Origin of the sequence: Spirabiliibacterium falconis (assembly GCF_014885015.1) — a bacterium.
Classification (GTDB): Bacteria; Pseudomonadota; Gammaproteobacteria; order Enterobacterales; family Pasteurellaceae; genus Spirabiliibacterium; species Spirabiliibacterium falconis.
The window spans coordinates 136,800-151,474 of sequence record NZ_JABMIJ010000004.1 but is presented as its reverse complement, the minus strand read 5'-3'; the positions used below and the strand labels follow the sequence as shown (position 1 = coordinate 151,474).

Genomic DNA, 14,675 nt, shown 5'->3' with positions numbered 1-14,675 from the left:
AGGGGAAATTATGAGTAAAGAGATTAAAACCCAAGTTGTTGTTTTAGGTGCTGGGCCTGCGGGCTATTCCGCGGCATTCCGTTGTGCTGATTTGGGCTTAGAGACCGTGATTGTTGAACGTTATTCAACACTCGGCGGTGTGTGCTTGAATGTGGGTTGTATCCCATCTAAAGCTTTGTTGCATGTGGCGAAAGTGATTGAAGAAGCCAAAGCATTGGCACAACACGGCATTGTGTTCGGTGAGCCAAAAACCGACGTTGAAAAAATCCGTGGCTGGAAAGAAAAAGTGATCAGCCAATTAACTGGCGGCTTGGCTGGCATGGCAAAAATGCGTAAAGTGCAAGTAGTCAACGGCTACGGTAAATTCTCAGGCCCGAATACCATTATCGTAGCGGGTGAAAAAGAAGACGTTACCATTAAATTTGACAATGCCATCATCGCTGCAGGCTCACGCCCAATTCAGTTGCCATTTATCCCGCATGAAGATCCACGTATTTGGGATTCAACCGACGCACTAAAATTAAAAGAAGTGCCAGAAAACTTGCTCATCATGGGCGGCGGTATCATCGGACTTGAAATGGGGACCGTTTATCACGCGTTAGGCTCGAATATTGATGTAGTGGAAATGTTCGACCAAGTGATCCCAGCCGCGGACAAAGACATCGTGAAAGTGTTCACCAAACGTATCAGTGATAAATTCAACTTAATGCTTGAAACCAAAGTGACTGCTGTAGAAGCCAAAGAAGATGGCATTTATGTGTCAATGGAAGGCAAAGCTAACGAAACCAAACGCTATGATGCGGTATTGGTTGCCATTGGTCGTACGCCAAACGGCAAATTGATTGACGCCAACCTTGCGGGTGTAGAAGTGGACGAACGTGGCTTTATCCGCACCGACAAACAAATGCGTACTAATGTTGACCACATTTTTGCTATCGGTGATGTTGTTGGACAACCAATGCTAGCACACAAAGGCGTGCATGAAGGTCATGTGGCAGCAGAAGTGATTGCCGGCAAAAAACACTACTTCGACCCGAAAGTTATTCCATCGATTGCCTACACCGAACCTGAAGTGGCGTGGGTCGGCAAAACCGAGAAAGAATGCAAAGCCGAAGGCATTAACTACGAAGTGGCGACATTCCCGTGGGCGGCATCAGGGCGTGCAATTGCCTCTGACTGTTCAGACGGGATGACCAAGTTAATTTTCGACAAAGAATCTCACCGGGTGATCGGTGGTGCGATTGTCGGCACTAACGGTGGTGAATTGCTTGGTGAAATCGGTCTTGCGATTGAAATGGGCTGTGATGCAGAAGACCTTGCACTCACTATCCACGCTCACCCAACCTTGCATGAATCCGTAGGACTTGCCGCTGAGGTGTTTGAAGGCACTATCACTGACTTGCCAAATGCCAAAGCGAAAAAGAAAAAATAATAGTAATATCGATGACAAAACCGCACTTTTAAAGTGCGGTTTTTTTGTTTCATGGTGCGTTATTTTGTGGAGGAAGCTACCAGCCTGAATTATACGGTTATCGAACGCCATCAATATGAGCAACATATCGGCTTGTGGAACACCACCATTACGCAGGCGGAGTATCAAACACTGGATAACTGATCTAAAGTGTGGTTGACCGCACTTTGACATTCACGATTTGAGTTTCATTTTGATATAGTGATATAGTGGTACTATATCAAATAATGAGGAGAGATTATGAATGTGACTTTAGGAATGGTTGTCGCTGTGGTCTTAGCGTTGGTGGGAGTGTGGTTTATTGGCAATATACGGCGTAATCGTCGAGAAAAAGCACGCCTTGAACAGCATGAACAGAGTGTGGCGGTGCTTTCATCTCATCAGTCAGGCTTTGCTGATAGGGTTAATGTATTGTCATATAATGGTCTTCATGTCAGCCCGTTTTCTTATCAAGGTGAGCAAGCCATTTATTTACCCGTCGGGCAGGTTAGCCTCGTGGTACAAGCCCAACGCGATGACATTGTTGATCCACATCAGATGCGTGTTACTGTGGCGGAAAAATCTGTCTATCACCTGCGTTATGATCTCAGCACCGCACAATATCAGTTTGTGCCTTATACAAAATAGCAAAGTGCGGTATTGATATTACTACTGATAGCATGGTGTGAGTTTTTTACTAAATTGATATTTAAGAATATGCTCTTGACTATCTTGTGGCATATTGTCTTTCCATATTGGCTGTGCAATTGAAACATTATTAAATTCAATGAATTTGATTTTTGTATATTCGTGTAATTTTAGTTTTTTAAGATTATCACAGTTTTCTGGAATTGTTGTGTATTCAGTATATACAATAACTTTTGTTAATTCTGTATCATAAAATGAAAACGTCAACCATTTATAGGTAATAAAATAGTAAAGTACGCAAAATATAAAAATTGATAATGTCATGAGTATATGGGGTGTTTTGCTGATTTTAATATATTTTATTATAAATATAAAGCATGTTATTTATAATGTAATAATGAATATAGAAAATAAAAACAGTGAGGTTAAAATTGATGTTGTTAATAGTTTAAAAATGCTGAAATCTGAAGTTGGTAAGTATGTTTTTTCTGCAATTGTTATATTTATTGATTCAGAGATATAACTTAAAAATGTGGGGTAAAATAAAGAAAAAGTTAAACTAACTAGTGGTATAAAAAGTGTAATTATTGTGATAGTAATATTTAGTTTTCTTTTGTGCGTTATGGATATGATAAGATAAATTGTATTTACGATATAAAGAAAAAAAGTTATATGGATGATATTAAGGAAATTAATGGTCTTTATATTAAAATAATTGTTTTTAAGGTAAATAAAAGTAGCTATATTTAAAATAAATATAATTGCCATATAAAAATATAATTTTTTATTATCCTTATAATCGGAGAATACATCGTAATCAGCTAACATAGCAATAATACTAGTGAAACAAATAAAAAATCCTATACTATCAGTTAGCATATTTATTATTCCTTTTATAAAAAACGCCCCATAAGGGGCGTTTGGTTTTTGGTGTTATTGCACTTTATTACATAGTTTGTGTAAAGGTACGGGTGATCACGTCTTTTTGTTGCTCTTTAGTGAGCGAGTTGAAACGTACAGCATAACCCGATACACGGATGGTTAACTGAGGATATTTCTCAGGATTTTCCATCGCGTCGAGTAACATTTCACGGTTCATTACGTTCACGTTCAAGTGTTGTCCGCCCTCGATAGTGGCTTCGTGGTGGAAGTAACCGTCCATTAAGCCTGCAAGGTTGCGTTTTTGTGCTTCGTAATCTTTACCCAGTGCATTTGGTACGATTGAGAAGGTGTATGAAATACCATCTTTCGCGTAGGCAAATGGTAATTTAGCCACAGAGGTCAGTGATGCAACCGCACCTTTTTGGTCACGGCCGTGCATTGGGTTAGCACCTGGTCCGAATGGTGCGCCAGCACGACGACCGTCTGGGGTGTTACCTGTTTTCTTACCGTAAACCACGTTTGAGGTGATGGTCAACACAGATTGTGTAGGCACAGCGTTGCGGTAAGTTTTGAGTTTTTGAATTTTCTTCATAAAACGCTCAACCAAGTCGCAAGCTAATTCGTCTACGCGTGGATCATTGTTACCAAATTGTGGATATTCACCTTCAATTTCAAAGTCAAGTGCTACGTTTTTCGCTACCACATTGCCGTCTTTGTCTTTGATGTCGCCGCGAACTGGTTTCACTTTGGCGTATTTGATGGCTGAAAGTGAATCCGCTGCCACAGAAAGCCCTGCGATACCACATGCCATTGTGCGATAAACATCACGGTCATGTAATGCCATCAGTGAGGCTTCATAGCTGTATTTGTCGTGCATGTAGTGGATAATATTAAGTGCGGTTACGTACTGTTTAGCAAGCCAATCCATGAAGCTGTCCATTTTGGTCATGACTTCATCGAAGTCTAAATATTCAGACATGATAGGCTCAGTTTTTGGCCCTACTTGCATACCATTTTTCTCATCAATGCCGCCGTTGATGGTGTAAAGCATGGTTTTGGCAAGGTTAGCGCGTGCACCGAAGAATTGCATTTGTTTACCCACAACCATCGGGCTTACACAACATGCAATAGCATAGTCATCGCTGTGGAAGTCTGGGCGCATTAAGTCATCATTTTCATACTGTACAGATGATGTATCAATGGATACTTTCGCACAGTAACGTTTGAATGCGTCAGGTAATTGCTCTGACCACAAAATAGTCATGTTTGGTTCTGGGCTTGGTCCCATAGTATATAGGGTATTTAAGAAACGGAAGGTGTTTTTAGTCACCAATGTACGACCGTCTAAGCCCATACCACCGAGAGATTCTGTTGCCCAAATTGGGTCACCAGAGAAGAGTTGATCGTACTCTGGTGTACGCAAGAAACGCACCATACGCAATTTCATTACTAAGTGGTCGATTAATTCTTGTGCTTGTTCCTCGGTCAATGTGCCTTCTTGGAGATCACGTTCAATATAGATATCTAAGAATGAAGAAACACGACCAAATGACATCGCTGCACCATTTTGTGATTTCACAGCTGCCAAATAACCGAAGTAAGTCCATTGTACCGCTTCTTTTGCGTTTTGTGCAGGTCCTGAAATGTCGTAGCCATAGCTTGCTGCCATTTCTTTAATTTGAGCTAGAGCTTTGTGTTGCTCTGCAATTTCTTCACGCAATTGGATTGTCATTTGCAAATCTTCGCCGTTTTCAAGACGTGGTTGCAATGATGTGAATTGTGCTTTTTTGTCTGCCATAAGGTAATCAATACCATAAAGGGCAACACGACGATAGTCACCGATGATGCGACCACGACCATAGGCATCAGGAAGACCAGTTAAAACACCTGATTTACGGCAACGTAGAATATCTGGTGTATAAACATCAAACACACCTTGGTTATGGGTTTTACGATATTCAGTAAAGATTTTTTTCACTTGCGGATCAAGTTCACGACCATAAACTTTACATGAACCTTCCACCATTTTGATCCCACCAAATGGAATGATGGCACGTTTTAAAGGTGCATCTGTTTGGAGACCAACAATTTGTTCAAGATCTTTTTCAATGTAGCCTGCTTTGTGAGAAGTGATTGTTGATGGCAGATCAGTGTCGAAATCCAACGGTTCGTGAGTGCGGTTTTCTTCTTTGATGCCTTCCATTACTTTATCCCAAAGGGTAGTGGTGGCTTGTGTTGCACCCGCTAAGAATGATTCGTCACCTTCATATGGGGTATAGTTTTTTTGGATGAAGTCACGCACGTTGACTTCTTTTTGCCAGTCACCGTCTTTGAAACCAGCCCATGCTTTAAGTTGTTGCTCTGTTAATTGTGTCATAAACATTCCTTATTTAAGAAGAAATTAAAAAATTATTCGATACGCATTGCGTGTCGAGAAACTCAGTGGTGTTCTCTATTTAAAAACCATTGTACTAAGGCAATACAAAATGAACCACCAACAATATTGCCCAATGTGACAGGAATTAAATTATTGAGAACGAAATGACTGATATTCAAATCTGCATACTGTGCAGCATTGAGACCAATCGCTTGCCAAAATTCTATACTACTGTTGTGTGCGGTGATAATTCCCATCGGAATCATAAACATATTTGCCACACAGTGCTCAAAACCTGAAGCCACAAACATTGAAATTGGTAAAATGGAAATTAACATTTTATCCGTTAATGTTTTGCCTGAATATGCCATCCAAATTGCAATACACACCATAATATTACAGAAAATACCCAAGCAAAATGCTTCAACCCAAGTATGATGAATTTTATGTTGTGCTGTATTTAATATGGTTAATCCCCACTGTCCGTGGTCTGCCATGGTTTGCCCGCCAAACCAAACAAGTGCAACGATAAAAAGACTTCCTACCAGATTCCCCAAATAAACCACTACCCAGTTACGAAACATTTGCACAAAGCTGATTTTTCCTTCTACTTTGGCAAGTACGGTCATAGTGCTAGAAGTGAAAAGCTCCGTGCCACACACGATTACCATAATAATGCCAAGGGAGAATACAATGCCGCCAACAAATTTAGCTAAACCCCAAGCTACATCAGCACTGCCTGTTTGCGTAGTCGTATAAAAAACGAAAGCGATGGCAATAAATGCACCAGATACGATGGCGGATACAAAAGAAAGAAACTGATTTTTCCGTGCTTTATAAGCACCAGCCGACACAGCGACAGCCGTCATTTGAGTGGGTGTTAACATCACGCTATTAGGTTGTTCATTTGCACTCATAAACTTAATTTGATCCTTTGATTTAAAAAAAATTTTAATATTTATTAATTTTTTTTAGCATTATACGAGGCAACTCGCGTATGACCAACTCTTTTTTGCGTTAAAATAAGCTGTTCGTCCAAATTGTGATTTAGATCAAAAAATAAAGTTAAATCAATGTTATAAAGTTAAAATATTGTTAATTTTTATAATGAGTTTAGTGATTAAAAGTGCGGTTTGCTACAATGCACTTAGCCCTTGCTAAAGGCTCCAAACTTGATTATTCTAATTCCATTCAAACTATGCGACGAGGTGAATTATGGCTCAGGAAACCATTTTTAGTAAAATTATTCGTAACGAAATTCCAGCAAATATTGTCTATCAAGATGATTTAGTAACGGCATTTCATGATATTTCACCGCAAGCACCAACCCATATTCTGATTATTCCCAATAAATTGATTCCAACAGTGAATGATGTTACCGCTGAAGATGAGCAAGCCTTAGGGCGTTTGTTTGTTGTGGCTGCGAAAATTGCCAAAGAACAGGGCGTGAGTGATGATGGCTATCGCTTAATAGTGAATTGTAATCGTCATGGGGGGCAAGAGGTGTTTCATATTCATATGCACCTATTAGGGGGGCAACCGTTAGGTCCAATGTTGGCGAAATAATATGAAAAAAACGATCTTTCTGACCGCACTTTGTCTTTTTTTAAGTGCTTGCACTAGCAGCCCTCAGCGTTATTTGGTAAGCGATGAACCCATTGTGAATATTGATTCGCACATTGCGGCACAAGCGCAAGTTGAGGCGAATTTATCGCAGGTGGTGTTGAAAAATCTGACGGCGCAGATCCTAGCATTGCATTATCAAATCACATGGTATGATGCCAATGGCGTGACACAGTTAGCGAATTGGGAACAAGCGCCACAATGGTCGTGTTTAACGCTACAACCTCAAAGTGCGGTTCGCATTGGGCTACATAAACCCACTGAAGCAAGTAAAAACTATCGCCTATATATTATGGGAAAAGGCAGTGAATAAGCGGATTGCACGCGTGAGTGCTGATTTTCCATGTTGGCAAAGTGCGGTTCACGCTGTGGAGAATTTAGCGGGGAATACGGTTAAAGTTACCCTTGCCGACGGTGCTGCGTTTGTGGTGCGGTATTTTAGTGATGCGTTAGATGAGCTAGGTTCGCATCGTCGCACTGAGGCGGAGCTATTGACGCATCTCTACGGGCTTGATTTTGTGCCGCAATGCTATTTTCAGCATGACAATGGGATTGTTTACCACTGGGTAGAAGGACAGCCCGTTGCGTATTGGAGTGAAGCATTATTAGCCAAATTGGCAATGCAACTTAATACACTGCATCAATTTTCTCAAACGGCGTATAGTACGTTGCAAACGTTACCGCACTTAGACTTAATGCAGCATATTTTCGGTTTATTACAACAATTATCGCCTGAACATCAGGGCAAGTGGTTGTTATCGCTTAATGATTTGCCACCTTATAAAGAAAGCCCTATCGCCACACTCGGGCATCATGATTTGCACCGCAATAATGTGATTCTAACGCCTGAAAATCATCTTGTTTGGTTAGATTGGGAATACGCAAGTTGGTCGAATCCTGCGTTTGATTTAGCCAGTGTCATTGTTAATAACCAACTCGACAACACACAGCAACAACTATTATGGCGATATTATTTACGCGATAACACGGTGATTAAAAAAACAACGCAGTTAAAAAAACTCACTACTGCTTATTTGCCATGGGTGCGGTTGCTCAATGCGTTATGGCATGCAGTAAAAGAGGAAAGAGAACACACATGTCAACAGTGATTATTGACCTTGAAAGTTATGAGTTAACACATGATGAAGTGGAGCTGCTTGCTCACCCGTTATGTGCTGGTGTGATTTTGTTTCAGCGCAATTTTTATGATGTTGCGCAGTTGCAAGCGTTAGTGCACGATGTGCGTAAAAAAGTAAAAAAGCCGCTTCTGATTACAGTTGATCAAGAGGGCGGTCGAGTGCAACGGTTTCGTCAAGGCTTCACTCAGTTGCCAGCAATGCAAGCCTTTGATGCGCTTGCACCGAATAAAGCAACCGCAATACAGTATGCCAAAGAGGCGGGGTGGGTGATGGCCTGTGAGATGACCGCACTTGGGATTGATCTCAGTTTTGCGCCAGTGTTAGATATGGGGCATGAATGTAAAGCTATCGGTGATCGCAGTTTTGGTTGTGATGTCACACACGTTGTCGAACTGGCAAGTGCGTTTATTGACGGTATGCACGAAGTGGGTATGGCAGCAACAGGGAAGCATTTTCCTGGACATGGTTATGTGCTTGCTGATTCCCATCTTGAAACGCCCTATGATGAACGCCCCAAAGCACATATTTTCGCCCAAGATATTCAGCCGTTTGCTCAGCTAATTGCGCAAAATAAACTGGATGCGATGATGCCTGCACATGTGATTTATACCCAATGCGATGCCAATCCCGCCAGTGGATCGCCTTATTGGCTCAAGCATATTTTACGCAAACAATTAGGCTTTGATGGCGTTATTTTCTCTGATGATTTGGGCATGAAAGGTGCGAGTTTTATGGGCGATTTCGTCGCGCGTGCGCAGCGAGCTTTGGAGGCTGGTTGTGATATATTGTTGCTCTGCAATGAACGCAAAGGGGTAGAACAGGTATTTGATCGCCTCCACTATACAGCAAGCGAAAAATCGAAAGTGCGGTTACAACGGCTTTATAACCCAAAACAATTCAGTTTACATGAATTACAAGCCACGCAACGCTGGCTTGACAGCTCGCGCATGTTGAGTGCACTGCAACAGCAATGGTTAGCGCGCAATGGCTAGGCTTGCGTGCGAGTATTATCGCCAAGGGCAGTGCCAATCGTGCCAGTGGCTTGAGATGGACTATGCTGAACAACTGGCACAAAAAAGTGCACATTTGCGAGCACAGCTTCAGCCATTCCAGCACCCTGATACACACTATGAACGCCCTTATCCTTCTGCCTTGGCTGGATTTCGCAATCGTGCAAAAATGGTGGTCAGCGGTAGTGTTGAACGCCCGATTTTTGGTGTGCTGCCTGAACCGTTTAATCCACAAAGTGCGGTTGATTTATGCCACTGTCCGCTTTACCCTACGACAATGCAAGCATTGTTGGTCGCACTGAAAGATTTTGTCGCACGTGCAGGGTTAGTGCCATACAATCCCGCGAAGCGAAAAGGCGATCTGAAATATATTTTGCTCAGTTTTAGCCAACACGCTCAGCAGTATATGTTACGTTGGGTATTGCACAGTGAGAAAAAAGTGCCATTAATTGAGCGTGAATTGCCAGCATTGCTAGCACGCCTGCCACAATTGGCGGTGGTGAGTGTCAATATTCAACCTAAACATGCCGCTATTTTGGAAGGTGAAAAAGAGATTGTATTGACTGTACAAACAGCGTTGTGTGAGCAATTTAATGATGTGCCTCTTTTTTTGCGTCCGAACAGCTTTTTTCAAACGAATCCAACAGTGGCGAGCGCACTTTATCAGCAGGCACAGCGATGGATTGCAGACTTGCCGATTACACGGGTATGGGATCTGTTTTGTGGGGTAGGCGGTTTTGGTTTGCATTGTATGAAAGCGTTGCGAGCGGCAAATCCTTATGCAACGTTGTCGCTTACTGGAATTGAAATTTCTGCATCAGCCATTGCGAGTGCCACGCAGTCAGCAGAAGAAATGGCACTAATTGATGAAAATACGAAAGTGCGGTTTGCCAGTCTGGATGCAGCGAGTGTGATCAATCATGGTGAGAAGCCTGATTTAGTGATTGTTAATCCGCCACGCCGAGGCGTAGGGGCAACGCTGGCAAATTACCTTAACCAACTGCAACCGCACTTTATCGTGTATTCCAGTTGTAATGCGATGAGCATGGCGCAGGATTTCGCCCACTTAACGCACTATGTTTGCCAAAAAGTGCGGTTGTTTGATATGTTTCCCCACACAACACACTATGAAGTGTTAACGTTATTAACCCTTAAAGCCCCCGATGGTGCTTCGGGTTAACGAACTCTTTTCCACGATCTGTAAACGCGATGCCTTCAAGATTCAAGAGATAACGCTTAGCAGGCAATCCGCCGCCAAAACCTGTTAATTGACGCTGCTTACCTAACACACGATGGCAAGGAATAATAATCCCCAGTGGATTTTTCCCCACCGCATTTGCAACGGCTCGCACCGCACTTTTCCGCCCAATGTGCTCGGCTAATTGCCCATAACTTAGGCTCTCGCCATACTCAATGTTTTGCAATGCTTGCCAAACTTTGCATTGAAATGCACTGCCGATGGGGGCAATAGGCAAATGATGAAAGGTCGTATGTTCGCCGTTGAAATAACGTAAAAGTGCGGTTGAGGCTTGTGCCAAAATAGGATGATTTGGCATCGTGATCCAATGTGGTTGCATATGAGGCATTTCACGCGCAAAGAATGCACCCCTCAGGGCATTGTCATCAGCAAGGAGCGTCATGATTCCAATGGGAGTATTCAATTGGTAAACATAGCGAGCTTGCGGCATAAATTTCCTCATAAAAAAGCGCATCGAGTAGTCAATGCGCTTATTATTGACGAAATCTAGCTCAATTAAAAGCGATAGTTCAACGCTAAGCCAAAGAGATCTGCATGGGATTTGGAATCATATTTAGCTGCGGCACCAAGTTTGCTGTCTTTCTCGACAAACGTGTTATCTTTAGCAAAGAGATGAGCATAGCCAATATCCGCACTTAAATTTGGCGTAAAGCGATAGGTTGCACCAACTGAGAGCCAAATGCGGTCAGCATCAGGGATTGAGATGGAGTAATAGCCATCTTGTACAGGGCTTTTATCGTAGGCAGCACCACCACGAAGCGTTAGTTTTTGATCAACATCGTAGCTGACACCGACGGCAAAGCGACTTGCATTTTTAAAGTTTTCATCTTTTTGGAACAGTACTTTTCCGCTATCTGAGTGAATGGCGCGTAACTCTTTAAAACGACTCCATTGGGTGTATTTATAGCTATAGCTTAATGCGAGTTTTTCTGTGAGTTTATGCCAACCAGCCAGCTCCCAGTAAGCCGGTAAGTTTAAGGTTAATTCACCTGGGATAATATGTCCACTCGTGCCGAGTGGACGAGGTATATCACTTGAAAAATCGCCTTTAAAATCAATATCTACTGGTGAGTGGTATGCTAAGCCTAAGCGATTATTTTCGTTAAATTCGTATGTTACGCCGAGGTTATAACCAAAGCCCCATTCTTTACCTTTTAAGCGAGCCGCTGTAGTATGTGGCTGGGCAACAGAAGCGGGCATACCTTGTTGCTGCAATACATATGCACCTACACCTAGGTGGCGTTCTACTAAGGCATCTGCATACACAGCGTTAAAGCCAGCCCCTAGACTCCAATGGCGGTCAATACGAAATGCTGTGCTTAAATTAAAATTAATTGCGGTTAAGTCGGTTTTCCCCGCAAAAAAGCCCGCATTATAGTGATCATCAAATTCGGTCGCAAGTCCATAATTGACATTAATGCCGCCACCAAACATCACATTTGGATTTACTGGGTGGATATAGTAAAGATTTGGAATGATCGCCCCTTTTGCAATGTCGCTGTGATCTGCATTATTTTTAGCATTTTTAGGTGCAGACATAAACTGACCATTAACCTCTCGACCAATGACCCCTTCAAGATTGACATCAGGTCTCACATAAACACCCCCGACAGAAATTTCAGGGCGTTGAAATTGAGTCATAAGAGCTGGGTTAGTTGCAAGCACCGCTGCATTATCGGCTACTGCAGCATCACCTGCATAGGCGCGCCCGAGTCCAGAGGTTGACACCTCACTGAGTTGAAACGCAGCAGCAAAGGCAGAGCTGGCAGAGACTGTGAGGAGTGAGGCTAACAATGCTTGAGAGATTTTATTTAATGTTGGCATAGTGCATTTCCTAAATTACGTTAAGTTAGGCGAGAATGTCGCCCATTTGAAGTAAAAGTGCGGTTGATTGTAAACAAGAGGTTAAAACAGGGCAAGCCTTTTTCACTATTTTTGTTTAATAATGTGATATTAACGCCACTTTACTAATTTTTTGCTGGTAAAATAGACAAGAAAAAGCGCAATATGAGTGCGAGTTATGGTAAAATGTTCACAGATTTTTTTGACTGAGTTAAGGATATAATATGAGCGAACAAAGATGTAAAGCGGAAGAAAGTAAAGTATGTTGTTGTGTTGATGTTGGCACGATCATTGATAATGAAGACTGCTCAGTGCAGTTTGAACAAGTCTATGCCGACAAAACACAGGCCCAAGAAGCCCTTGCATATTTAACCCAAAAAGCACATGATGCAGAAAGTGACCCTGTTAAAATTGACAGTGAGATGACCGAGGTCGAGGGTGGCGTGTTATTAAAAGCGAATTTTGAATTTAGCTGCCAAGCGGAATGTATGATTTTCCAACTTTCAACCCGTTAATATATCAAAAGTGCGGTGCGTTCTGACCGCACTTTTATCGATCAAATGGTGTGTTCCACGCACTATCATCTAAACTATGTCCAAAATGGCTTTCGATAAAGCGGCGTGTGACTGCGGTAGCAGGATCGGATAATACGTCTCGTGTTGCGCCATATTCCACCATATTGCCTTGCTGCATGACGAGCATCGTATCAGCAATATGCTTGATTATTCCCATATGCTGCCCTAGATAGATATAGGATATGCCTAACTTTTGTTGCAATTCTAGCAACAAATTCACTAGCTGGGTTTTCACAGAGGTATCCATAGAGGCAAGCGCGCTATCTAAAATTAAAATCTCTGGTTCTAAAATAACCGCTCGTGCAAGCGCAACACGTTGTTTTTGGCTCTGAGAAAGCGAATGAATCGGGGCGAGGGTGTGATCAGGATAAAGTCCAACTAATGAGAGCGTTTGATAAATTTTGCGTGTGCGTTGTTCTTCATCCCAATTGGTGGTGAGTAGTAATGGCGTTTCGAGCACTTGCCCAATATTCAAGTGCGGTATCAGCGTGGTATCAGGATCTTGTGATACCATACGAATATGACGGCAACGTGATTGATAATCGCCAAATGTTAATTCACGCCCTTTAAAGAAAATTTTGCCTGAATCGGGGGCAATTAATCCGCCGATTATTTTTGCCAATGTAGATTTGCCTGAGCCACTTTCCCCTACAATGGCAAGTGTTTTGCTTTTTTCAAGGCTAAACGAAATATCGGTGACCGCAGAAAAATAGCTCGGACGCCAGAAGGTGTTATTATCTCGATAAGATTTATTGAGATCCTCAACCAGTAATAATGGTATGGACTTGCTTTTTTCCATTCTGTGCTATTCCTGTGTCATTGGGTTATCAGTATTAATAGTCAATGGCTTAAATGGCATATGTGTGCTGTGGCTGTCATGCTCACGGAAATTGAGTGGGAAATGACAGGCAAATTCATGCTGTTTAATTCTACGCATAGCAGGTTTATGGATACATTTTTTTTGTGCATATGAACAGCGTGGCCCCAAACGACAACCAATAGGGAGATTATTCAAAAGTGGAATGCTGCCACGCAGGGTGCTGAGACGACTTTTAAGCGGTAATGGTTGGCTAAAATCGGGAATTGAGCTTAATAATGCAACGGTATAAGGGTGATGAGGGCGTTGTAGAATAGCTTCTTGGCTACCACTTTCCACCGTTTGCCCGCAATATAAAATGGTAAATTGATTGCACCATTGGCTAACGGTTTTGAGATCGTTGCTTGTGAGTAAAATTGATGTTTTCAAATTCTGATTCATACTTGACAACAATTTGAAGACCTGCAACTGTGCGGTTGCTTCTAAGGAGTGTGTGGGTTCATCTGCAACCAATAAACGAGGCTGATTGACCACAGCCATGGCAATCATTACTTTTTGGGCTTCGCCTTCAGTGATCTCAAAAGGGTAGCTGCGCATGATGTCTTGATGATCTTTTATGCCTATGCGGTGTAATAATTCGATTACCCGACGTTTTTTCCAACCAAACCATTTCCACCAGCGCCCTTTGTAACTAAACGCAGGAATGGCTGAGATTAATTGTTTGCCCACTTTTTTACTGGGATCGAGGCAAGACAGTGGATCTTGAAAAATCATAGAAACTTCTTTGCCGATTAATTTGCGGCGTTTAATCGCAGGTAGTTTTAACAGCTCAATATCATTAAAACGGAAGCGATCAGCACTGATTTTCCAGCTTGGTTTGCTACTGTTACAGATAATTTTGGCGATTAAACTTTTACCTGAACCTGATTCCCCTATGAGTCCACAAATATCGCCTTCATTGATGGTAAGGCTAACATTATCAATTAATTTGACATAACCGTTTGGGGTTTTCACTTCAACTGTGAGGTTACGAATATCTAAAAGTGCCATGTAT

15 protein-coding genes are annotated in these 14,675 nt (G+C 42.1%); 9 read left to right on the top strand and 6 right to left on the bottom strand.

Annotated elements, in window-relative coordinates; genetic code table 11:
* Nucleotides 1-10: 10 nt before the first annotated feature.
* The 3 genes from lpdA to HPC40_RS01730 all read left to right on the top strand — a co-directional run bounded on the left by lpdA (nt 11) and on the right by HPC40_RS01730 (nt 2,098).
* Nucleotides 11-1,432 carry a dihydrolipoyl dehydrogenase gene (gene lpdA / locus HPC40_RS01735; protein ID WP_208117760.1) on the top strand — a complete coding sequence of 474 codons (1,422 nt, stop codon included), beginning with the start codon at nt 11-13 and terminating at the stop codon, nt 1,430-1,432.
* A 51-nt stretch (nt 1,433-1,483) separates the two neighbouring features.
* Nucleotides 1,484-1,615: a hypothetical protein gene (locus tag HPC40_RS09435; protein ID WP_268932797.1), complete on the top strand. Its 132-nt coding sequence runs from the start codon at nt 1,484-1,486 to the stop codon at nt 1,613-1,615.
* A 96-nt stretch (nt 1,616-1,711) separates the two neighbouring features.
* Nucleotides 1,712-2,098, top strand: a complete 387-nt coding sequence (locus tag HPC40_RS01730) for a hypothetical protein (protein ID WP_208117759.1) — start codon at nt 1,712-1,714, stop codon at nt 2,096-2,098.
* Between the two features lie 946 nt (nt 2,099-3,044).
* Here HPC40_RS01730 and pflB read toward each other — a convergent pair.
* Nucleotides 3,045-5,357, bottom strand: coding sequence for a formate C-acetyltransferase (pflB, locus tag HPC40_RS01725; RefSeq protein WP_208117758.1), 2,313 nt, complete (start codon nt 5,355-5,357; stop codon nt 3,045-3,047).
* Between the two features lie 62 nt (nt 5,358-5,419).
* Nucleotides 5,420-6,244, bottom strand: coding sequence for a formate transporter FocA (gene focA, locus HPC40_RS01720; RefSeq protein WP_408021815.1), 825 nt, complete (start codon nt 6,242-6,244; stop codon nt 5,420-5,422).
* Between the two features lie 328 nt (nt 6,245-6,572).
* Here focA and hinT point away from each other — a divergent pair, with 328 nt between their 5' ends.
* Genes hinT through rlmC form a run of 5 tightly spaced genes read left to right on the top strand, consistent with a single transcriptional unit; the run spans nt 6,573 to nt 10,309 of the window.
* Nucleotides 6,573-6,923 (top strand): purine nucleoside phosphoramidase, encoded by a 351-nt coding sequence (gene hinT, locus HPC40_RS01715; RefSeq protein WP_208117756.1) that lies wholly within the window; start codon nt 6,573-6,575, stop codon nt 6,921-6,923.
* Nucleotide 6,924: 1 nt separating this feature from the next.
* The gene (locus HPC40_RS01710; RefSeq protein ID WP_208117755.1) at nt 6,925-7,293 is read left to right on the top strand and encodes a YcfL family protein; all 369 of its coding nucleotides are present in this window, start codon (nt 6,925-6,927) and stop codon (nt 7,291-7,293) included.
* Nucleotides 7,286-8,089: a phosphotransferase gene (locus tag HPC40_RS01705; protein ID WP_208117754.1), complete on the top strand. Its 804-nt coding sequence runs from the start codon at nt 7,286-7,288 to the stop codon at nt 8,087-8,089. Before HPC40_RS01710 ends, HPC40_RS01705 begins: the two co-directional genes overlap by 8 nt.
* Complete coding sequence (nagZ, locus tag HPC40_RS01700; RefSeq protein WP_208117753.1) at nt 8,077-9,111, top strand: beta-N-acetylhexosaminidase; 1,035 nt, start codon at nt 8,077-8,079, stop codon at nt 9,109-9,111. Before HPC40_RS01705 ends, nagZ begins: the two co-directional genes overlap by 13 nt.
* On the top strand, nt 9,104-10,309 hold the full coding sequence (gene rlmC / locus HPC40_RS01695; RefSeq protein ID WP_208117752.1) for a 23S rRNA (uracil(747)-C(5))-methyltransferase RlmC: 1,206 nt from the start codon (nt 9,104-9,106) through the stop codon (nt 10,307-10,309). The genes nagZ and rlmC overlap by 8 nt, the downstream gene beginning before the upstream one ends.
* Here rlmC and HPC40_RS01690 read toward each other — a convergent pair.
* Complete coding sequence (locus HPC40_RS01690) at nt 10,281-10,817, bottom strand: methylated-DNA--[protein]-cysteine S-methyltransferase (RefSeq protein WP_208117751.1); 537 nt, start codon at nt 10,815-10,817, stop codon at nt 10,281-10,283. The genes rlmC and HPC40_RS01690 overlap by 29 nt on opposite strands.
* A 65-nt stretch (nt 10,818-10,882) precedes the next feature.
* Nucleotides 10,883-12,211, bottom strand: a complete 1,329-nt coding sequence (locus HPC40_RS01685; protein WP_208117750.1) for an outer membrane protein transport protein — start codon at nt 12,209-12,211, stop codon at nt 10,883-10,885.
* A gap of 242 nt (nt 12,212-12,453) precedes the next feature.
* Here HPC40_RS01685 and HPC40_RS01680 point away from each other — a divergent pair, with 242 nt between their 5' ends.
* A complete protein-coding gene (locus HPC40_RS01680) occupies nt 12,454-12,744 on the top strand; it encodes a YfcZ/YiiS family protein (protein ID WP_208117749.1) in 291 nt (96 codons plus the stop codon).
* 34 nt (nt 12,745-12,778) lie between these two features.
* On the opposite strand, the gene HPC40_RS01675 is transcribed toward HPC40_RS01680, so the two are convergent.
* Together HPC40_RS01675 and HPC40_RS01670 are read right to left on the bottom strand one after the other, a co-directional pair.
* On the bottom strand, nt 12,779-13,585 hold the full coding sequence (locus tag HPC40_RS01675) for a peptide ABC transporter ATP-binding protein (RefSeq protein WP_208117886.1): 807 nt from the start codon (nt 13,583-13,585) through the stop codon (nt 12,779-12,781).
* Between the two features lie 24 nt (nt 13,586-13,609).
* Nucleotides 13,610-14,671, bottom strand: a complete 1,062-nt coding sequence (locus HPC40_RS01670) for a peptide ABC transporter ATP-binding protein (protein ID WP_208117748.1) — start codon at nt 14,669-14,671, stop codon at nt 13,610-13,612.
* Nucleotides 14,672-14,675 lie beyond the last annotated feature (4 nt).